Raw genomic sequence first — 20964 nt, 5'->3', positions numbered from 1 at the left:
ATGAATGAAGTGCTTTCATGGATTCAGGCCAATTTTCCCCATATTTATAAAATGGGTTGGGGTGGTCAGACGGGGTGGGGAACAGCGATTTATAGTACCTTTTATATGACCTTTGTTTCCTTTGGAATCGGTGGGGCAATGGGTTTGATTTCAGGCTTGTTCCTCGTCTTAACAGGTCCTCGTGGGATTGCAGAAAATCGTGTCGCCTTTTGGATTTTGGATAAGGTTGCTTCTATTTTACGTGGAATTCCCTTTATCATTTTGCTCTCAGCTATTTCGCCATTAACCAGGGCTATTGTGGGAACCTCTATCGGAATGAATGCTGCCTTAGTGCCATTGTCTCTATCGGTCTATCCTTTCTTTGCTCGTCAAGTTCAAGTTGTTTTGTCTGAGCTAGATGGAGGGGTTATTGAAGCAGCACAGGCCTCTGGTGCAACCTTTGGTGATTTGATTATGGTTTATTTCCGTGAAGGATTACCAGACTTAATCCGTGTGACAACTCTAACCTTGATTTCCCTTGTGGGCTATACAGCGATGGCTGGTGCAATTGGAGCAGGTGGTTTGGGACAAGTGGCTCTTTCATATGGCTATTTACGCTCAAATGATGATGTTACTTTCCTTGCGACACTTCTTATTCTGATTTTTATCTTTGTTATCCAGTTTGTGGGTGACTTGATTACTCGAAAAATTAGTCATAAATAGAATGAAGCTGGACTTAAGTCCAGTTTTTCTTATCAAGGTTAGTAAAAACAAGTAGTTGATGGAGATGATGTTCGCTTTTATAGTGAATTGAATAAAGGTTAGGACATCGTTCAGTCGCTTTGCTTCAATAGTCCAGTGGACTGTTGAAGGTTGGAAATAGGGATTATGGAGTAATCCTCAATTAACGCTAGTTCTATCTGTAACTCCTTGCCTTGTCCTATTCCTTTCTCAATCCACTATAAAGTTCCAAAGATATCTAATTACCTGTTGATACCCGATTCTAAAAATGAACAATGACAGCTTCCTATTCTTTCTACTTTTGACCCGAAACGTATTGCTACTTGTAAAAACATCAAGTTATGCAGGCTATACGTTTTACTGTTGCTCGCGTTGTTTAATTAGATGGTGAATTTTATAGGGGGATGTGTGTCCCAATTTTAAGGAAGCTTATGTGTTAAGTGGGGAGGGATTTACTGAGTAGTGCAAACATGATATGATTAGTTTAACACTATATTTTAGTGTCTGTCCTATAAGGAGAAGATAAATGACAAACTTTTATATAGCAGATACTCATTTTTCAGATGAGAAATGTCTAAGATATGATTGCCGTCCCTTTCAGAGTATAGAAGAAATGAATGAGCGAATGATTCAATCTTGGAATCGAACAGTTAGTCCAACAGATACAGTATATATTCTGGGAGATGTAGGGGGTAGAAAACTGGCTCCTCTCAAGAAAATCTTACCGAAGTTAAGAGGAAAGAAACAGTTAATTGTGGGAAATCATGACGGAACGATTCTAGCACATTCTTTCCTGAGTAAGTATTTTGAATCAATTAGTGATTATCGAGAGATTACAGACCGCTATAAGGGAAAAGACTACAATATCATTCTTCATCATTATCCTAGCCCTTTTATTAAGGATCATTATCAAGGGAATACGATTTATTTTTATGGGCATGTCCATAATAGCCATGAAGAAGACTATACGCTAGTGGCACGTCTTTACCACTTTTTGAATCATGAGGACAGTATTCGTTGTCATAAAATGCTTAATGTAGGTTGTATGATGCCCTATATGGGCTATCGACCAAGACGATTAGAAGAGTTAATGCCAGTGATGCTCGAGCAAAATCAGGCGCTCTATGATTATGCTAAAGATAAACAAAATGCACTGAAAGAAATCTGGCAAGATATTCATCAGAGTTTAAATTCTCAACGGCCCTTTGAACAGGCATTCATTGCTCATAAAAATGGGGAAATATGCCATGAAAATCCTAGATAAAAAAATTATGAAAGGCATTGCTAAGGTAATACTTGGAGCGTAAGCTTCTTTGTTTCCTGTTGACACATGAACTTAAAATCAATCGAAGTTCTTCTTGTTGCTTGCTATTGAGATTATGAAATAAATGAGAGGAATGACGAATAGGAATACAAAAAGAGAGTAGTGTAAAATCTAGGTTCAAAAGCCGCATGAATTTTTTATAGACAGCGGAGGAATTTTCTGTTATACTAACATGTAAGAAAGAGGGTCTCTTGATACAACCTATAGCGAGTTTGGGATAGTGAAAGCCGAACGGAAGTAAGAGTGATTGGCGCTTTCTCGCTAGTTTTAAGAACAAAATGAAGTAATAAATTAGGGTGGAACCGCGTTTCAACGCCCCTATGGAAACATAGGAGTGTTGGCGCGTTTTTTGCTGTACTATAGTGAATTGAATAAAGGTTAGGACATCGTTAAGGCGCTTTTACTCGTCAAAAATCAAAATCTGACGTCGTTAACTCACCTTGCTTCAACAGTCCTGTGGACTGTTGAAGGTTGGAAATAAGGATTATGCAATAATCCTCAGCTACCATTAGTCCGAACTAGTGGTTCAAAGGGGCGAGCTGTGCTCGTTCTATTTCCAGCCTTCCACAATTCTCAATTGTGGAAGCTAGTCAGATTTTGATTTTTATAGAGTATTGATGAATGCCAGTTCTATCTGCAGCTCCTTGCCTTGTCCTATTCCTTCATAAGATACGAGGGCGTATAAAGCACAAAGTGAAAATAGGAAGTCAGACGAAGAGCCAGTAGACTCTAGGAAGACTTATCTTTTTCACACAGAGCTTAGCCCGAGTTCAGTTTCATAAGATACAAGGGCGTTAATCAACTCCTAGACAAAATAGGAAATCGAAGCAGGTTGGCTTGCAACCAACAAGATTTATCCCTAAAGGGAGCCTCAGCTGTAACCAACTGAAGTTGGAACATCTGCGTCTCTTTTTTACACGGCTCTTAGTCCGTGTTCAGTTCTCAATCCACCATATATGTTTTACAGGTAGGGAAAAATAAGTCTATCCATTCTACATTTCTTCAAATCGTATCGTCCATTATCAAATAGAAAGAGAGAAACCAATGTCTAAAAAATTAACCTTTTACCTAGCCACACTTGCTAACAAATCTAAAGGTTTGAGCAACTAACGGCAATCGCTATGGCGAATTGCCTAGGCTATGCACTTGTTTTCCTTTCAAAAGATGGTTGTTTTTGAAAGAAAAACGTCGCAAATGATAAGTATTAAGAAAGAGAGAAACCAATGTCTAAAAAATTAACTTTTCAAGAAATTATTTTGACCTTGCAACAGTTTTGGAATGAGCAGGGCTGTATGCTGATGCAGGCCTATGACACAGAAAAAGGAGCAGGAACAATGAGTCCCTATACCTTCTTACGTGCAATCGGTCCTGAGCCTTGGAATGCAGCCTATGTAGAACCAAGTCGTCGTCCAGCAGACGGCCGTTATGGAGAAAATCCAAATCGTCTCTACCAGCACCATCAGTTCCAAGTGGTCATGAAACCGAGTCCAAGCAATATTCAAGAATTGTATTTGGAATCACTAGAACGCCTTGGTATCAATCCGTTGGAACATGATATTCGCTTTGTAGAGGATAACTGGGAAAATCCTTCAACTGGTTCAGCTGGTTTAGGATGGGAAGTTTGGCTTGATGGGATGGAAATCACACAATTTACCTATTTCCAGCAGGTTGGAGGTCTAGCGACAGGTCCAGTTACAGCTGAGGTAACCTACGGTTTGGAACGTTTGGCTTCTTATATCCAAGAAGTTGATTCAGTATATGACATTGAGTGGGCAGACGGAGTGAAATACGGTGAGATCTTCCTTCAGCCAGAATATGAGCATTCAAAATACAGCTTTGAAATCAGTGACCAAGATTTATTGCTCAGCAACTTTGAGAAATTTGAAATCGAAGCAAAACGTTGTTTGGATGAGCATTTGGTTCACCCGGCCTTTGACTATGTGTTGAAATGTTCGCATACTTTTAACCTACTGGATGCCCGCGGTGCAGTTTCAGTAACAGAGCGAGCCGGATACATTGCACGTATTAGAAATTTGGCGCGTGTGGTTGCAAAGACCTTTGTAGCAGAAAGAAAACGTCTTGGTTATCCACTTTTGGATGAGGCAACAAGAGCCCAATTATTAGCAGAGGAGGCAGAATAAGATGACGAAAAATTTACTGGTAGAACTTGGTTTAGAAGAGATTCCAGCTTATATTGTAATGCCTGCTATGGTTCAATTGAAGAACAAAATGGCGCAATTTTTAACAGATAATCGTTTGGCTTTTGAAGAAATCCAGATGTTTTCGACACCTCGTCGTTTAGCAGTGCGTGTGCGTGATTTGGCAGACCAGCAGGAAGATTTGACAGAGGATTTTAAAGGGCCAAGTAAGAAGATTGCCTTGGATGCTGATGGTCATTTTACCAAGGCTGCAGAAGGATTCGTTCGTGGTAAAGGGTTGACAACAGCTGATATTACCTTCCGTGAAATCAAGGGGGAAGAGTATGTCTATGTGACCAAGCATGAGACAGGAAAGACAGCTAAGGAAGTTTTAGCAGGCATTCCAGATCTTCTTGCTTCGATGACTTTCCCAGTCAGCATGCACTGGGCTTCAAATAAATTTGAATACATCCGTCCCGTCCATACCTTGACAGTTCTCTTGGATGATGAAGCACTTGAGATGGATTTCCTTGATATTACTTCAGGTCGTGTGAGCCGTGGTCATCGCTTTCTCGGACAGGAAACGGAAATTGCAACAGCAGATAGTTATGAAGACGACTTGCGTAAGGAATTTGTGATTACAGACAGCGCAGAGCGTGAGAGAATGATTGTAGAGCAAATCAAGGCGATTGAAACGGCACAAAACGTAGTCGTTGAAATTGATCAAGAGTTACTGAACGAAGTCTTGAACTTGGTCGAATACCCAACTGCTTTTATGGGTGCTTTTGATGCTAAGTATCTGGATGTTCCAGAAGAAGTTTTGGTAACTTCTATGAAAAATCACCAACGCTACTTTGTTGTCCGAGACAAGGACGGTAAACTCTTGCCGAACTTTATCTCTGTCCGTAACGGGAATGCGGAATTTCTGGCCAATGTCATTAAGGGAAATGAGAAAGTTTTGGTGGCACGTTTGGAAGATGGTGAATTCTTCTGGCGTGAAGACCAGAAGTTACAGATTGTAGACCTTGTGGAACGCTTAAAAGCCGTGACCTTCCATGAAAAAATTGGCTCATTATATGAACACATGGCACGTACAGCTGCCATTAGTAACCTTTTGGCAGATCAAGCAGAACTTTCTGATGAAGAAAAGACAGATCTCGCGCGTGCAGCTGCTATCTATAAATTTGATCTGTTGACAGGTATGGTTGGCGAATTTGACGAATTACAAGGGATTATGGGGGAGAAATACGCACTTCTTGCAGGTGAAACCCCAGCAGTTGCAACCGCTATTCGGGAACATTATTTGCCAAATAGTGCAGAAGGTAATCTTCCTGAAACCAAGGTCGGTGCGGTATTAGCGCTTGCTGATAAACTGGATACAATCTTGTCTTTCTTCTCAGTTGGTCTTATTCCAAGTGGTTCAAACGACCCCTATGCCCTTCGTCGTGCAACCCAAGGTGTGGTGCGGATTTTGGAAGCCTTTGGCTGGACGATTGCAATCGATGAATTGGTTGAAAAACTTTATGCCCTAGAGCATGATAGCCTTGCTTATGAACATCAGGCAGAGGTTCTTGAATTCTTCCGTGCTCGTGTAGAGAAAATGATCGATAAGAGCGTTCCGAAAGATATTGTGACAGCAGTCTTAAATAGCACAAACTTTGTGGTCAGCGATATGGTTGAAACAGCTCGTATCTTGGCAGAACAGACGAAAACAGCTACTTTCAAATCAGGCGTTGAAAGTCTTTCTCGTGTCTTTAATTTGGCAGAAAAAGCAGCGGCAGATGTTGCAGTAGATAGCAGTCTCTTTGAAAATGAAGCAGAAACAGCCCTAGCAGATGCAGTGGTAGGACTTACCTTCACCCAAGATTTAGCAGAAAATATCCAACAATTCTTTGGACTTCAGCCTCTGATTGACGCTTTCTTTGACAATACCATGGTTATGGTAGATGATGAAGCTGTGAAAAATAATCGCTTGGCCTTGCTTGCAACCCTAACTCAAAAAGCACAGAAAGTTGCGCAATTTAACCAAATCAATACCAAGTAGGAGAAAAAATGGAACAAGCAAAAATTGATCGCATCAATGAATTGGCCAGAAAGAAAAAAGAAACAGGCTTGACAGAAGAGGAATTAAAAGAACAAGCAGCCCTCCGAGAAGAGTATATCGAAGGCTATCGCCGTAGTGTTCGGGCTCATGTCGAAGGGATCAAAATTGTCGATGAAGCGGGCAACGATATAACTCCAGAGAAACTCAAACAAGTCCAACGCGAAAAAGGACTGCATGGCAGAAGCCTAGATGACCCTCATTCATAACAGACGAAAACCAGCTAGCAAGAATCTAGCTGGTTTTGTTTTGCGATATAGTGAATTGAATAAAGGTTATACTCTATAAAAATCAAAATCTGACTAGCTTCCACAATTGAGAATTGTGGAAGGCTGGAAATAGAACGAGCACAGCTCGCCCCTTGCAATTGAGAATTGTGGAAGGCTGGAAATAGAGCGAGCATAGCTCGCCCCTTGCAATTGAGAATTGTAGAAGGCTGGAAATAGAGCAAGCGCAGCTCGTCTCCACTGAACCATCGGACTAATGTTAGCAGAGGATTATGTCATAATCCCTATTTCCAACCTTCAACAGTCCGCTGGACTGTTGAAGCAAGGTGAGTTAACGACGTCAGACTTTGATTTTTGACGAGTATTAGGACATCGGTAAGTTGCTTTGATGAACACCAGTTCTATCTACAGCTCCTGGCTTTGTCCTATTCCTTTCTCAACCCACTATAAAATACTGATTTTTGTAGGATAGAACGATTAGAACCTGTATTCACAGCTCAGCAACACTATTCAGGACTTATTTTTCACTACTCATCGTTGCTTTTTTCGAAATACAGTCAGTATTCCTTCAAAAAAACCGCCTTGATTATCGTAAAATGAGCTCCTGATTAGAATTACTTCACTTATGAATGCAGGTCCTTAGATTTGCCCTTTTCTTAGTTTTCTTGTCAACATAATACTACTTGGAACCAAGACCAGAACGCTTCCGATCCAAGCAGCAGGATTGGCTGCAGCAACACCATAAAAGCCGAAATAGATCAGTCCGACAATAGCAACTCCAGCCCGCATGACTAATTCCATGATACCTGCTAGAGTTGGGACAAAGCCTCTTCCAAGTCCTTGGATGAAACTCCGTAAGACAAAGAGAATCGACAAAATCCAGTAGCAAGAGCCATTAATAATATAGTAGGCTAGTGCGAGAGAATAGACTTCTTGATTGCCGTCTGCTAGAAACAGCCGTGAGAAAAATTGATTTGCTGTCACTAATAAAATGGCAAAGACAATAGCCCATGCAATATCAATCAAAACAGCTTTTTTTAGGCCCTCTAAAATTCGCGAGTACAGCTTGGCGCCATAATTTTGAGCAGTAAAGGTTGAGACTGCCAAGCCAAGATTAATCATTGGGAGCATGGCGAGTTGGTCAGTCTTACTAGCAATGGCTTGAGCTGCTATAGCATTGGTGCCTAATTGATTGAGCATGACCTGTAAGGTAATGGCGCCAATAGCGATAATGCTAGCTTGAAAAGCCATGGGAAATCCTAATTGAGCATGTTTGATTAGATTTTTTCGGTCTAATCGAATGTCTGCTTTCGTGATATGGAAATAAGGAATTTTTTTATAAATATAAATGGCAAGATAAAGGACAGAAAAGGCTTGAGCTGTAATCGTTGCTAGACCTGCTCCGAATACTCCCAATCCGACATTTAAAATAAAGAGAAAGTCAAGGGCAATATTGATGAAACAGGCGATAATAAGAGCAATTAGCGGTGTAGTTGAATCACCGAGACTGCGGATGAGATTAGATAGATAGTTAAACAGCACAGAGAAAATCGTCCCACCAAAGATGGCTGTTAAAAACTGCTGCGAATGGGGAAGTAATTCCTCAGGAGTTTGCATGAAAATGAGCAGAGGACGTAGAAAGGTGAGGGCTAAAATGGTCAAAACAAGACTAACCCAAAGAGAATAAAAGAGTCCATGGACAAAACTTTTTTTAACTCCGTCAAAATCGCTTGCTCCAAACCGTTGAGCAGTGACAATGGTCAGTCCGCTGGTTAAGCCTTGTGCAAAGCCAAGAATGAGAAAGACAATGCTCCCAGTAGCTCCGACACTGGCAAAAGCGACCTTTCCTAGGGTATGCCCTACAATAATACTATCTGCAAAATTATAGGCTAATTGAAAAAAACTGCCAATTAACAGTGGCACAGTAAAGCGTAAAATCACGCGAATTGGTTTGCCTTGGGTTAAATCCTGCATAAAAATTCCTTTGTAAAGAGTAGAAGAGCGTGAGACTTGATCATGATTTTCTAGCAATCGCTTTTCCCCACTCCGGTATTTCTAGGTTTGTCAATGTGTAAAAATCCGACAATCCTCGTCTAAATTCGGGTAGCGACGGTTTACGGGACTGTGGTAGCTGCATCAACTTACTTAAATACTTGAGTGAAAGTGATCGATTTTATTGCCTGCAACCTATAGTTTATTTGTGTATTCCTCAAAGTGATCAACCGTATGGTTATCGGTTACAGCCATAATCAATTCGTGCTCGTTAAAGGTATAGTCTGGTGAAAATTGCACATTTAATTTATTGGTTTGTGCATCGCGGTAGCCAATAATATTGAGATTGTAATGCTGGCGTAGCTGGAGTTGGGCTAAACTTTTGCCAATCCATTTTTTAGGAGCATGAAATTCAATAATGGTCACATCCCCGTCTAATTCAATCAAATCAGTTGTATCACGGTGAAGAAGATGCTTAGCTAGGGATACACCAGTTTCTCTTTCTGGAGAAATGACTCGGTCTGCTCCGATTTTTAGTAACACTTCCTTTGCTGTCTTGCTTTTTACCTTAGCAACGACTTTTGGGACATTGAGAGCTTTACAATGGAGAACGGCAAGGACGCTTGATTCTAAGTTGCGACCAGTAGCGACCACAACCGTATCGCATCGGTCAATCCCTGCTGCGCGTAATAAATCCTTATCTGTAATATCTCCCACAATTCCTTTGGTTAAGATCATTTCAAGTTGATTGATACGATCTGCATGGTTGTCTACAGCAATAATATTACAATCGTAATGGTGTAAGGTTTTAGCAATGGTGGTACCAAATACACCAAGACCTAAAATGCCAATCGTTTGCGTTTTCATAATAATCTCCTTAAAGCAAGATACGAGGGCGTTAAAAAAGCGAAAGAAAAATAGGAAATACGACGAAGAAGCACAAGCTTCTAGGAGCATTTATCTTTTTTCCGAGCTTTTAGCCCGAGTTCAATTACGTAAGATACGAGGGCGTTAAAAAAGCGAAAGAAAAATAGGAAATACGACGAAGAAGCATAAGCTTATAGGAGTATTTATCTTTTTTCCGAGCTTTTAGCCCGAGTTCAGTTAAAAACAGGATACAAAGGACGTCGAGAGCAAAGTATACCCCTAGGGCATCCGTATCTGTAGAACGAGTAAGCTCGTAGCAGCTACGGCAATCTATCCCTAAAGGGGAGGCACAAGCTGTAACCGACTAAAGTTTGAACACCTACGTCTCTTTTTCCGAGTTTTTAGTTCAAATTCAATTAACAAGACACGAGAGCTTTTAGCCCAAATGCCGTTACACAATCATAGATGATTTAGCGTATTGTATGGTTTCTTCCTTCGATAATTTCCGAGAAGAAAGACTGATTAAAATTGACATCGGTCCAATTCGGCCAAAGAACATGAGCGCCATGATTACCAGTTGTCCAAGTTGCGATAGTTGTGGAGTTAGATTAGCCGTTACTCCAACCGTTGCTAGGGCTGACATGACCTCGAAAATCAATAAAAGCATGGGTTTGTGGGGGTCTGTCATGCTAATGGCAAAGAGCCCAACTAGAAAGACCATAATGAAAACAATAAAGGTTGCAAAAGCCTTGCGGATGGTTTCATTATCAATGGTTCGTGCCTTAAAATTCGTATGTGGTAAGCCGATAATCTCACTTCTAGCGTAGAGGATTAAGGTCAAAAAGGCTGTAATTTTGATACCTCCAGCTGTTCCACCAGGCGCTCCGCCCAGCATCATTTGAAAGGTATAGAGTAGCAAGGTGACAGGATTGGCCTTGGTGTAGTCAATCGAAGCAAAGCCAGCTGTCCGCATGGTAACAGTCTGGAAAAAGCTAACCAAGATCTTTTGTGGCAAGGATAAGGAGCCAATTGTATCAGGATTTCGATATTCTGTCAGCAGGGTCAGTAGGGTACCAAGCAGCAGAATGGCAGTCGTCATGGTTAGGACAACCTTGGTATGGAAACTGAATTTACGAAAGCTCAAGCGTTTTTGAATTTTTGTCTGCATATCAAACCAGACCGAAAAACCGAGGCCTCCCATGATAATTAGAGAAGCGATAGTTAGGTTAATCAGTGGACTAGTCGCATAATTCACAAGGCTAGTCGCACCAAAGTTATCAAATCCAGCATTACAAAAGGCAGAAATGGCTACAAAGAAAGCTGAAAAAAGCCCACGTTGCCAGCCAAATTCAGGTACGAACTGAAAGGAGAGTATAAGAGCTCCTATCGTTTCGATGGCAAAGGTGAAACCAAAGACAGACTTGATAAAACTACGGAAATGCTTGGTTTCGGTCACATTAAAACTCTCTTGTAGCGTAGCCATATTGATGAAGCTCAGTTTCCGTCCACCTCTTAGAGCAAACAGTCCGATGAAACTAATCAAGCTCAGCCCACCGATTTGAATTAAGAGCATACAAATGAGTTGCCCAAAAGTATTGTAGGTTTCTGCAACAGGAACGGTAAACAATCCTGTCACACAGACCATGGAAATAGTTGTAAAAAGATGATCCCAGTATCTAGCTTCTGAGCTAACCAGTTGTGAAATGGGTAAGGATAAGAGGAGCGAGCCAATCAGAATAACGCCTGCAAAACTGAGGACGATCCGTTGGCTCGGTGTGAATTTTAAACTAAAAGAAGACATATTTCCCTCTCGATAGTAGAATGTGAGGCTATTGTAGCACAAATTATAGTGAATTGAATAAAGGTTATACTCGTCAAAAATCAAAGTCTGACGTCGTTAACTCACCTTGCTGAACTTCAGTTCTAGCTACGATTTCGTTGCCTAGTCAGATTTTGATTTTTATAGAGTATTAAGACATCGTTCAGTCGCTTTGCTTCAATAGTCCAGTGGACTGTTGAAGGTTGGAAATAGGGATTATGGAGTAATCCTCAATTAACGTCAGTTCTATCTGCAGCTCCTTGCCTTGTCCTATTCTTTTCTCAATCCACTATAGTAAAAATGAAAGAAGAATTTACCAAATTAGTAGGAAAGATAGACTACTTCCATTCTGCTAAAATGATTTGATTATAGTGACGCAAGGGACCAACTTTTTGGAGGAGATAGTTGGCAGTTAGACCAACGAGAAAGCCAGAAAGGATACCGGTAAAGGATAAGATGGGTAGATAGTTGAGGACCAAGAGAGATTGGCCAATCAGAGCAAAAACTAAGAGCTGTCCAATGTTATGGAGCATGCCTCCTAGGATAGAGATGCCGATTGCGCTGACCCGATTTGGCCCGAGTTGCTTAGCAGATAGCATACCGATATAACTGAGTGTAACTCCAGCGAATCCATACAAAAAAGTGGAAAATGTTCCGCCTAAGAAAGTAGAAATCAGTAAGCGAATGCTAACGACTTTGACACTGTCTCTAGCTGGAAGAGTAAAAATAGCAATGAGGCTGATGAGATTTCCAAGTCCAAGTTTCGCTCCAGGAGCAAAGGAGAAGGGAGTTGGGATCAGTCTCTCTACCAAAGAAATAACGACTGCCTGAGCAGCTAGCATAGTAATAAATAATACGGTTTGATGTTTTGAATTCATAAGCGTTCTCTATTTAAAGTTTGCCTTACAATACAGCAATCAGATGACAAACTTCATATCCTATATACTATCTGTTTTGGAGGAGATATGCAAGTTTTTTCCGTCAAATCGTTGGCTAAAAACGAATGATTTGATTGTTTAATTTTTCGAAAAAGTGTATAATAGACCTTGTTAAAAAACAGACAAACTAATCGGAGGTTATGTTTTGACTAAAAATATTGTGATTGTAGGGGCTGGTTATGCAGGGATTGCAGCAGCACGCCTACTCGGGAAAAAATTCAAGAAAAACGATGATATTACCGTTACCTTGATTGATAAAAATTCATTCCATACCTATATGACAGAGTTGCATGAGGTGGCAGCTGGACGTGTGGAAAAAGATGCAATTAAATATGATTTGAAACGTATTTTTAACAAGTATCCAAAAGTTGATCTAGTGACTGACAAGGTTGTTGAGATTGACTATGATACAAAGCAAGTCATCGCCGAGCACCAAACCTTGCCGTTTGACTATCTCTTACTTGCTATGGGTGGAGAAGCAAACGACTTTGGCATTAAAGGTGTCAAGGACAATGGCTTTACGCTCTGGTCTATCGAAGCAGCAGAACGCTTGCATGATCATATCATTGATGCTTGCTACCGTGCCATGCGCGAACACGATGCAGAAAAACGCCGTGCTCTTTTAACCTTTACGGTTATCGGTGCTGGTTTTACTGGTATTGAGATGATCGGTGAGCTGATTGATTGGGTACCAATCTTGGCGCGTGAATTTAAGCTAGATCCAGCAGAGTTCTCACTCAAAGTGATTGAAGCAATGCCAAATATCTTGCAAATGGTCACTGAGAAAGAACAAGTTAAGACACGTAAATACCTTGAGAAAAAAGGTGTTGAATTAGTGCTTGGTGATGGAGTTGCAGCTGTTGAAGCAGACAAATTGATTCTGTCATCAGGTCGTGAAATTCCAACCCATACGTCTATCTGGACAGCAGGTGTGCAAGCAAACAGCGACGCTAGCGACTTCGGAATTGAAACAGCACGTGCAGGTCGCTTGATTGCCAACGAATACATGGAAGCTAAAGGCAAGGAAAATGTCTATGTAGCAGGTGATTTGGTATATTATGAAGAGCCAGGAAATGAGGGCAAACCAACACCACAAATCGTTCAAGCTGCTGAGCAAACTGGACATACTGCTGCCCAAAACATTATTGCTGCGATTACTGGTGGTGAAAAACATAGCTACAAAGGGAAATACGATGGCTTTATGGTTTCAATCGGTTCCCATTATGGCGTTGCCTTCTTAATGGGCAAATACCACTTGTCAGGCTTTATGGCGATGTTTATGAAGCATATGGTCAACTTGCTTTATTTCTTTACCATTCGCAGTTTCTTCTATATGGGCTCTTATGTTCGTCATGAATTCTTTGACATTAAGAACAAACGCAACATTTTTGGTGGCCATACATCAGGGAAGGGAAATCTTCTTTGGTCAGCACCACTTCGTGTTTTCTATGGCTCTGTGTGGCTTTATGAAGGGGTGAAGAAAGCCTTTGGATTATTTGGTACAACTTCATGGCTGGGAGATCAAGTCGTTTTCCCATTCCCATGGCTAGCAGATCCTGTCTCTGGTGCATCAGCTGCTGAAGCAACTTCTGGTGCTTCTCAAGCAGTTGCTGAAACAGCCCACGCTATTTTTGGACTTAGCTATGCTTATGGTGAGCAACCTATGACTGTTTTGGACGGCATGCCAGATTGGTTTGCTTCAATCATGCAATTCATGATGCCAAACCAAGAAGTTGCCCTCTTTATGCAAAAATTCATGACCATTGCTGAGATTGGAATTGGTCTTGCTTTGATTGCAGGTGCCTTTGTCTGGATTGTCAGCGCAGCAACAGTAGCCTTGGTTATCATGTTCAGTTTGTCAGGTATGTTCTACTGGGTCAACATCTGGTTCATTCCAGTAGCCATTTCATTGATGAACGGTGCAGGCCGTGCTTTCGGTCTTGATTACTGGATTATGCCATGGTTGGGTCGTTTCCTTGATAAGAAGATTTATGGCAAGCCTAAGCATATTTACACCGTAAAAGAAAAACGATAATGAATAGTGGTTCTTAATTCCATTATCATTGAAAAAAAGATAAAAATGATAAGGACTATTCAAAAAACGAGAAAAAAGTTTGCTGAATAGTTCTTTTTCGATGAAGTAGGAGAATTGTGGTACATCAAATTTGGGAGAATCATCCAGAAATACAAAGGGGCTTAGAACAAGTCAAGCGCATTATGGTGACAGAGATGAAGATGATTCATCCAACTGTGCGTGACAAGATTGTAGAATATATGGAAGCACCGGGGAAATACCTACGTTCTGGTTTGTGCCTTTTATTTGCCCAAGCTGTAGACGGAGAGATTAGACCGGAAAAGCTCTATTTTGCTGCTTACGTAGAGGTACTGCATCTGGCAACCCTGATCCATGATGATGTCATTGATGAGGCAGATGTGCGTCGAGGAATCCGTGCTGCTCACCGTCAATTTTCAAATCGCATTGCTATTTATGCAGGAGATTATCTAATGGCTTATGCAGGGCGCCTCTTAGCAAAAGGAATCAGAATACAGGGGTTGGAGCAGCAGGAAACGACATCTGTCAATGAAAAACTCATGGAAGGTATTTTAGCTGGGGAGTTGTCCCAGCTCATGAATCAATTTAATCCGCAGATGACAATGAGGCAGTATTTGAAACAGATTCAGGGCAAGACTGCTTTCTTATTTGGCATAGCCTGTCAATTGGGAGCACTTCAGGCAACTGGAAGAGTTCGGGAAACGTATCGAGCCTTTCAAGCAGGCCGTTCTTTTGGCATGGCCTTTCAATTACGTGATGATCTGATTGACTACCACTTGACGTTCCAAGAATCGGGGAAACCAGCCCTGCAAGATATCCAAAATGGCATTTATACAGCGCCCCTCTTGTTTGCAATAGAAGAAGATAGCAGTATTCGCCAAAATCTGGTTGATAGCATTGAAAGTGGTCAATGGGAGGCAATTGAGAACTTGATTGAGAAAATGAACCAGACCCAGGCGCAAAATCGAACAGAGAAGTTGATGCGAGCCTATCTCGTCAAAATGGAAAACTATATCTCACTCGTTGAAACCCAGTCTGGATTGGCAATCGACGGACAATGGCTTATCAAAAAGATGCTGAATTGGTCAACTTAACCTTTTTAGTAAATCTTAAATTTTACTTAAATGTATGGCAAACATTGGACAATTTTGCCAAAATGGTATATTATTATAGAGTAAGAAAACGCTTCGGCTTGTGAACTGAAGTTTAAAAAAGGAGTTTTATTTGTAATGAAAACAACAAAAGTCGTTTTAAAAAGTGTTGCAGTTTTAGCAGCTGCTTTTGCCTTGGTAGCATGTGGTGCTAAAGAAGAAAAAAAAGACACAATGATGTCTTCATCTGAAACTGCTATGTCCTCATCTGAGACAAGCATGTCTTCATCAGAAGCAAAAATGATGGCTGAATTGAAAGACGGTATGTATTCAGCAGAATCTGGTGCTGATGAGCGTGGCTACAAGATTGTTCACACAATCACTGTAAAAGATGGAAAAATTACAGAATCTAAGTTTGACTACGAAGACAAAGATGGTAAGATGAAGTCTGAAAACGAAGAATACAACAAAATGATGAGCGAAAAAGCAGGCGTTTCTGCGAAAGAAGCTATTGAAAAATTGAATGCTGGCCTTGTTGAAAAACAAGATGTTGAGGCAGTTGAAGTGGTTTCTGGTGCAACTCATACTTCAGAAGACTTCAAGAAGAGTACAACAGCTCTCCTTGCTGCAGCTGAAAAAGGTGACACTGCTAAAGTGATGCTTGACAAATAATCTAGCACAGAATAGATAGAAATAGGAGGCTGAGTACATAATCCAGCCTCTTTTCTAGTGGATTTTTGGTAAGAAGATGGTACAATGGTATGTAGAATTCCATGAATACTCGTCAAAAATCAGTTGTTTCTGTCGGTAACTCATACTCATTGAAATGCAAGCATAACTAACTTATTTACTATTTAGAACCTGAAAAAATAGAAATTAGTTGCGTTGATAACGTTAGGATAGTGATTGTATCAGGTTGGAAATACGGTAAGCCGAAGGCATTTAAATCTAGGATATTTTTGCAATATATGAATAGAGTATCATCTTATTGAATGATTGAGAAATGGTGTTGCTTTTTCAAGCGCAATCATTCACCGTTTTGTTGCCGAATTCAGCTGTTGATTCTTATAGAGTATTAGAGTATAAAGTAATGAAGGAGAATGAGAATATGAAATTGAAATGGCTAGCACTTCCCTTGCTTATCTGTAGTTTTTTTCTAGTTGCTTGCCAACCCAAACAGATAGCAAAAAATAGCTTACCCGTTATCGAAAAACCGCTGACTCGCACAGAAACCTTGCTTCATACGGTTGTTCAAATTAGTATCTATCACAAGGACCAGGAAGAAGCGATGGAAGACGGGCTTGCCTATGTAAAAGAGATGGAACGACTCTTATCAACGAATCTGGAAGGTTCAGATATTTACCGAATCAATCATGCGGCAGGAAAAGAAGCGGTGAAAGTAGACCCACGAACTTTTGAACTGATCGAACGAGCCTTGGAAACAAGTGAACAGAGCCAGGGACGTTTTGATATTTCAATCGGTGCAGTTAATAACCTTTGGAAAATCGGTTCAGAAGACGCACGTAAACCGAGCGATGCAGAAATCAAGGCGGCCTTGCCGCATATTCACTACCAAGATGTCCAGTTAGACAAGAAAAATCAGACAGTCGCAGTAAAAGAGGGCATGGTCTTGGAGCTGGGAGCTATTTCAAAAGGCTATATCGCTGACGGCTTAAAAAAACTGTTTGCTGAGAAAGGGATTACCACAGCTATTATCAACCTAGGGGGAAATGTCGTTGTTATGGGCTCATCCCCTGCCCATAAAGAAGGTTGGAAAGTAGGAGTGCAAGATCCAGATCAAGTACGTGGAACGGTGGTAGGCTCTGTTTATGTAGTGGATGGCTCTGTTGTGACCTCGGGCATCTATGAACGCTACTTAGAGGTAGATGGTGTAATCTATCACCATATTCTGGATCCTGCAACAGGCTATCCTGTTGAAAACACTATCTCAGGAGTAACCGTCTTTACCAAGACTTCTACTCAGGGGGATGCCTTGTCCACTACCTTGTTCCTCTTAGGAATAGATAAGGGGATGGAATTTATCGATCAACTGGATGGAGTAGAAGCGGTTTTTATTGATAAGAATCGTGGGGTGCATGTTAGTAAAGGGCTCAAGGATCAATTTGAATTGAGTAATGAGGAGTATCATCTTGTCAATGACTAGTCAAAAGGGAAGAATTACCCTACCGATTTTTTTAGAATTTATCGAATTACGGACGAAAGTAGCGAGTGTTTTTCCTATGCTACTAGGTATTTTGTGGTCATTGTATCGCTATCATGTGTTTACTCCCCTCAATACCTTTTTGTTTGTCCTAGCTGTCTTGAGCTTTGACATGTGTACGACAGCCATTAATAATACCATGGACTATGTCAAAGCCAAGGATCAGGTCTACCGTAAAGAGAAAAATGTCATTGGTCGTCATCAACTCGATTTTCGGCAAATGGTAGAGATTATTTTTTTCCTCTTGTTTTTCTCAATTGCCATTTCGCTCATGTTAGTTTGGCGGACGGACTTGATGTTGCTACCGCTGGGTGCCGTGTGTTTCGTGATTGGAATCTGCTACACCTTTGGGCCAATTCCCTTATCTCGGATGCCACTCGGTGAGATTTTCTCTGGCGTAACAATGGGTCTTGGAATTTTCTTTTTAGCTGTTTTTGTCCAGGCTCCTCCTCAACTTTTAGTCAGTCGCTTTGTGGGTCAATGGTTTCAGTTGCAAGTAGCCTGGGGAAAATTCCTTGAAATTGGCTTGATGAGTCTTCCTTTGGTCTGTTTAATTGCCAATATCATGCTAGCCAATAACTTGTGTGACTTGGAAGAGGATATTCGAAATGACCGCCATACCTTGGTATTTCATATTGGTCGTCAAAAGGGCTTGTTACTTTATACCTGCCTTTCCATGCTATCTTGGATCTTGTGGCTGCTCTACCCGCTTCTTGGCTTCTTGCCTTATTGGGCTTGGATAGGATGTGGTGTTGCTTTTCTCTCTTACAAAAGTCTAGGACGTTTTTTAGAAAAGCAAATCAAAGGGGAAACCTTTGTTGAAGCAGTTAAAAGTTTCGTTTTGTTTGCACTGATGTATCTAGTAGTTTTAATCTTAGCAATAGTATTTTAGTGAATTGAATAAAGGTTAGGACAGCCTTCAGTTGCTTTGATGAACGTAGCTCCTTGCCTTTTCCTATTCTTTTTCTCAATCCACTATATAAAGTATTCAAAAGGTCCTGAACTTTGCTCCAGGACCTTTTCTAATTAAATCGGTAAAATCAATTCTTCCTCTTCATCGGATTCTTGGTCTTCAGGGACACGGATTTCAATGATGAGATTGTGTGGGAGGCAGACAGCAATTTCTCCTGGCCGACTAATCCAGCCAGTATTAACAGCTATTTGATCAGGGCTATTGTCTTCTTTGTCACGAATCCGTTCTCCGTCTACTTCAATGATATTGTACTGACCAGGCTTGGGATGGTAGGTGACTTCCTTATGGGGTGTATCTTTTGACAATTTAAATTCTTCAACGACCTCGCCATTAATCCGAATTGAAGCAATCAGATAGGGTTCATCTGTCTGCTGCTTGCTATGGAGATAGGTAAAGGCTGCTGGCGTAAAAGATAGTAGGAGGGTCAAGCCAATCAAGATAAAGTCAAAGGGTTTTAATTGCCGTAAAATCTGTTTCATTCCAATTCTCATTTTCTTGCTAATAAAGAATATTGTAAAGGAATTCTGCTACTTTGTAAACTGTTTGGGGGTTGGAAGGGTTAGTCTGTGTTTCTCTCTAAACTGTATAGTGAATGGAATAAAGGTTAGGACATCGTTAAGTCCTAGTTCTATCTGCAGCTCCTTTCCTTGTCCTATTCCTTCATAAGATACAAGGGCGTATAAAGCACAAAGTGAAAATAGGAAGTCTGACGAAGAGCCAAAGGAGAGTTTGCTCTGCAAACTCCTATCACTCACCTCCAAAGGTATACTATACCTTTGGAGCTAGGAAGACTTATCCCTAAAGGGAGCCTTAGCTGTAACCAGCTAAAGCTGGAGCATCTGCGTCTCTTTTTCACACAGAGCTTAGCCCGTGTTCAGTTTCATAAGATACAAGGGCGTTAAGCAACTCCTAGACAAAATAGGAAATCGAAGCAGGTTGGCTTGCAACCAACTAAAGTTGGAACATCTGCGTCCCCACTAAAGGGAGCCTTAGCTGTAACCAGCTAAAGCTGGAGCATCTGCGTCTCTTTTTCACACAGAGCTTAGCCCGTGTTCAGTTTCATAAGATACAAGGGCGTTAAGCAACTCCTAGACAAAATAGGAAATCGAAGCAGGTTGGCTTGCAACCAACTAAAGTTGGAACATCTGCGTCCCCACTAAAGGGAGCCTTAGCTGTAACCAGCTAAAGCTGGAACATCTGCGTCTCTTTTTTACATAGCTCTTAGTCCGTGTTCAGTTCTCAATCTACTATAGATTCCAAGTTTCGTAATTTTTGTTGAAAAAATGCTTCCTAGCATCCAAGTCTTGTAATCTTCGTTGAAAATTTGTTCCCTAGGTTCTAAGTCTTGCTCTCGTTTGTAGGAACCTGTTCTCTGCAAGATGGAGTGTGTCGCTCGTGCCCAAGCCTGTTACTCATCTATTTCGCAATCTTGATTTCTCTGGCAAATTGTAGCTTTTTATGTCAGCTAGATGCGACATCAGATCTAAAATAGTGTTGAAAATAGTTTTCCGTCTCTTTTTGCCATGAAATGTGGTACAATAGTAAAGATATGATGAAGGAATTTAACCATACGACCGTTTTATTGCATGAGACCGTGGATCTGTTGGCGGTTAAGCCTAATGGGATTTATGTGGATGCGACTCTGGGCGGAGCCGGTCACAGTGAGTATTTATTAAGTCAGTTAAATGAAGACGGACATCTCTATGCCTTTGATCAGGACGAGACGGCTATTTTGAATGCCCACAAACGGTTAGCCCCCTATATTGAAAAGGGAATGGTAACCTTTATTAAGGACAATTTCCGCCATTTACAGGCTCGATTGAAAGAGCAAGAAGTAGAAGAAATTGACGGGATTTGTTATGATTTGGGAGTCTCTAGCCCTCAGTTAGATGAGCGCGAGCGTGGATTTTCGTATAAAAAAGATGCGCCTCTTGATATGCGCATGGATCGTACAGCAGCCCTCACAGCCTATGAAGTGGTCAATCACTATGATTACCATGATTTGGTGCGGATTTTCTTTAAATATGGGGAAGATAAATTCTCCAAGCAAATCGCACGAAAGATTGAGCAGGTGCGTGCCATCAAGCCGATTGAGACGACAACAGAATTAGCAGAAGTGATCAAGTCAGCCAAACCAGCTAAGGAATTAAAGAAAAAGGGCCATCCTGCTAAGCAGATTTTCCAAGCCATTCGGATTGAAGTGAATGATGAATTAGGTGCTGCAGATGAGTCGATCCAGCAGGCTATTGAACTGCTTGCGGTAGACGGTCGGATTTCTGTTATCACCTTTCATTCCTTGGAAGATCGGTTGACCAAACAATTGTTTAAAGAGGCTTCGACAGTCGATGTTCCAAAGGGCTTGCCGTTTATCCCTGATGAGTTGAAACCGAAATTGGAATTGGTCAATCGCAAGCCAATTTTGCCGAGTGAAGAGGAATTGGAAGCCAACAATAGGGCTCATTCAGCCAAATTGCGCGTGGCACGAAAAATACACAAATAG

General features: G+C 41.1%; 16 protein-coding genes. 11 read left to right on the top strand and 5 right to left on the bottom strand.

Features of this window, described 5'->3' with window-relative positions:
- Nucleotides 1-9: 9 nt before the first annotated feature.
- The 5 genes from J5M87_RS07805 (at nt 10) to J5M87_RS07785 (ending at nt 6492) form a co-directional block, all read left to right on the top strand.
- On the top strand, nt 10-702 hold the full coding sequence (locus J5M87_RS07805) for a methionine ABC transporter permease (RefSeq protein ID WP_067091361.1): 693 nt from the start codon (nt 10-12) through the stop codon (nt 700-702).
- 544 nt (nt 703-1246) lie between these two features.
- A complete protein-coding gene (locus J5M87_RS07800; protein WP_154608335.1) occupies nt 1247-1984 on the top strand; it encodes a metallophosphoesterase family protein in 738 nt (245 codons plus the stop codon).
- A 1283-nt stretch (nt 1985-3267) separates the two neighbouring features.
- A complete protein-coding gene (glyQ, locus tag J5M87_RS07795) occupies nt 3268-4185 on the top strand; it encodes a glycine--tRNA ligase subunit alpha (RefSeq protein ID WP_154608334.1) in 918 nt (305 codons plus the stop codon).
- A 1-nt stretch (nt 4186) separates the two neighbouring features.
- Nucleotides 4187-6226 carry a glycine--tRNA ligase subunit beta gene (glyS, locus tag J5M87_RS07790; protein WP_154608333.1) on the top strand — a complete coding sequence of 680 codons (2040 nt, stop codon included), beginning with the start codon at nt 4187-4189 and terminating at the stop codon, nt 6224-6226.
- Nucleotides 6227-6234: 8 nt separating this feature from the next.
- A complete protein-coding gene (locus J5M87_RS07785) occupies nt 6235-6492 on the top strand; it encodes a DUF896 family protein (RefSeq protein WP_067086395.1) in 258 nt (85 codons plus the stop codon).
- A 657-nt stretch (nt 6493-7149) separates the two neighbouring features.
- Here J5M87_RS07785 and J5M87_RS07780 read toward each other — a convergent pair.
- The 4 genes from J5M87_RS07780 to J5M87_RS07765 all read right to left on the bottom strand — a co-directional run bounded on the left by J5M87_RS07780 (nt 7150) and on the right by J5M87_RS07765 (nt 12066).
- Nucleotides 7150-8484 (bottom strand): MATE family efflux transporter, encoded by a 1335-nt coding sequence (locus J5M87_RS07780; RefSeq protein ID WP_154608332.1) that lies wholly within the window; start codon nt 8482-8484, stop codon nt 7150-7152.
- 213 nt (nt 8485-8697) lie between these two features.
- Nucleotides 8698-9369 carry a potassium channel family protein gene (locus tag J5M87_RS07775; RefSeq protein ID WP_154608331.1) on the bottom strand — a complete coding sequence of 224 codons (672 nt, stop codon included), beginning with the start codon at nt 9367-9369 and terminating at the stop codon, nt 8698-8700.
- A gap of 451 nt (nt 9370-9820) precedes the next feature.
- Nucleotides 9821-11170, bottom strand: a complete 1350-nt coding sequence (locus J5M87_RS07770) for a TrkH family potassium uptake protein (protein WP_154608330.1) — start codon at nt 11168-11170, stop codon at nt 9821-9823.
- Between the two features lie 356 nt (nt 11171-11526).
- Nucleotides 11527-12066 (bottom strand): Gx transporter family protein, encoded by a 540-nt coding sequence (locus J5M87_RS07765; RefSeq protein ID WP_067086388.1) that lies wholly within the window; start codon nt 12064-12066, stop codon nt 11527-11529.
- A 205-nt stretch (nt 12067-12271) separates the two neighbouring features.
- Here J5M87_RS07765 and J5M87_RS07760 point away from each other — a divergent pair, with 205 nt between their 5' ends.
- The 5 genes from J5M87_RS07760 to J5M87_RS07740 all read left to right on the top strand — a co-directional run bounded on the left by J5M87_RS07760 (nt 12272) and on the right by J5M87_RS07740 (nt 18383).
- On the top strand, nt 12272-14161 hold the full coding sequence (locus tag J5M87_RS07760; RefSeq protein WP_154608329.1) for an NAD(P)/FAD-dependent oxidoreductase: 1890 nt from the start codon (nt 12272-12274) through the stop codon (nt 14159-14161).
- Nucleotides 14162-14277: 116 nt separating this feature from the next.
- Nucleotides 14278-15273: a polyprenyl synthetase family protein gene (locus tag J5M87_RS07755; protein WP_160463237.1), complete on the top strand. Its 996-nt coding sequence runs from the start codon at nt 14278-14280 to the stop codon at nt 15271-15273.
- A gap of 135 nt (nt 15274-15408) precedes the next feature.
- Nucleotides 15409-15942 carry an FMN-binding protein gene (locus tag J5M87_RS07750; RefSeq protein WP_154608328.1) on the top strand — a complete coding sequence of 178 codons (534 nt, stop codon included), beginning with the start codon at nt 15409-15411 and terminating at the stop codon, nt 15940-15942.
- A gap of 436 nt (nt 15943-16378) precedes the next feature.
- The gene (locus J5M87_RS07745; protein ID WP_154608327.1) at nt 16379-17434 is read left to right on the top strand and encodes an FAD:protein FMN transferase; all 1056 of its coding nucleotides are present in this window, start codon (nt 16379-16381) and stop codon (nt 17432-17434) included.
- The gene (locus tag J5M87_RS07740) at nt 17427-18383 is read left to right on the top strand and encodes a 1,4-dihydroxy-2-naphthoate polyprenyltransferase (protein ID WP_230082366.1); all 957 of its coding nucleotides are present in this window, start codon (nt 17427-17429) and stop codon (nt 18381-18383) included. The genes J5M87_RS07745 and J5M87_RS07740 overlap by 8 nt, the downstream gene beginning before the upstream one ends.
- 134 nt (nt 18384-18517) lie before the next feature.
- Here the strand turns inward: J5M87_RS07740 and J5M87_RS07735 are convergent, their stop codons facing one another.
- On the bottom strand, nt 18518-18949 hold the full coding sequence (locus J5M87_RS07735; RefSeq protein WP_160463248.1) for a NusG domain II-containing protein: 432 nt from the start codon (nt 18947-18949) through the stop codon (nt 18518-18520).
- A 1064-nt stretch (nt 18950-20013) separates the two neighbouring features.
- Here J5M87_RS07735 and rsmH point away from each other — a divergent pair.
- Nucleotides 20014-20964, top strand: a complete 951-nt coding sequence (gene rsmH, locus J5M87_RS07730; protein ID WP_154608324.1) for a 16S rRNA (cytosine(1402)-N(4))-methyltransferase RsmH — start codon at nt 20014-20016, stop codon at nt 20962-20964.

This window comes from Streptococcus sp. zg-86, assembly GCF_017639855.1.
GTDB classification, from domain to species: Bacteria; Bacillota; Bacilli; order Lactobacillales; family Streptococcaceae; genus Streptococcus; species Streptococcus zhangguiae.
The sequence above is the reverse complement of the archived record's forward strand: the minus strand, read 5'-3'. Positions and strand labels throughout refer to the sequence as shown.

What these genes read in the sequence shown, in the direction of transcription:
- J5M87_RS07775 (WP_154608331.1), bottom strand. Translation starts at nt 9,369, where the DNA reads ATGAAAACGCAAACGATTGGCATTTTAGGTCTTGGTGTATTTGGTACC.
- glyS (WP_154608333.1), top strand. Translation starts at nt 4,187, where the DNA reads ATGACGAAAAATTTACTGGTAGAACTTGGTTTAGAAGAGATTCCAGCT.
- J5M87_RS07745 (WP_154608327.1), top strand. Translation starts at nt 16,379, where the DNA reads ATGAAATTGAAATGGCTAGCACTTCCCTTGCTTATCTGTAGTTTTTTT.
- glyQ (WP_154608334.1), top strand. Translation starts at nt 3,268, where the DNA reads ATGTCTAAAAAATTAACTTTTCAAGAAATTATTTTGACCTTGCAACAG.
- J5M87_RS07800 (WP_154608335.1), top strand. Translation starts at nt 1,247, where the DNA reads ATGACAAACTTTTATATAGCAGATACTCATTTTTCAGATGAGAAATGT.
- J5M87_RS07750 (WP_154608328.1), top strand. Translation starts at nt 15,409, where the DNA reads ATGAAAACAACAAAAGTCGTTTTAAAAAGTGTTGCAGTTTTAGCAGCT.
- J5M87_RS07765 (WP_067086388.1), bottom strand. Translation starts at nt 12,066, where the DNA reads ATGAATTCAAAACATCAAACCGTATTATTTATTACTATGCTAGCTGCT.
- J5M87_RS07740 (WP_230082366.1), top strand. Translation starts at nt 17,427, where the DNA reads ATGACTAGTCAAAAGGGAAGAATTACCCTACCGATTTTTTTAGAATTT.
- J5M87_RS07785 (WP_067086395.1), top strand. Translation starts at nt 6,235, where the DNA reads ATGGAACAAGCAAAAATTGATCGCATCAATGAATTGGCCAGAAAGAAA.
- rsmH (WP_154608324.1), top strand. Translation starts at nt 20,014, where the DNA reads ATGATGAAGGAATTTAACCATACGACCGTTTTATTGCATGAGACCGTG.
- J5M87_RS07770 (WP_154608330.1), bottom strand. Translation starts at nt 11,170, where the DNA reads ATGTCTTCTTTTAGTTTAAAATTCACACCGAGCCAACGGATCGTCCTC.
- J5M87_RS07780 (WP_154608332.1), bottom strand. Translation starts at nt 8,484, where the DNA reads ATGCAGGATTTAACCCAAGGCAAACCAATTCGCGTGATTTTACGCTTT.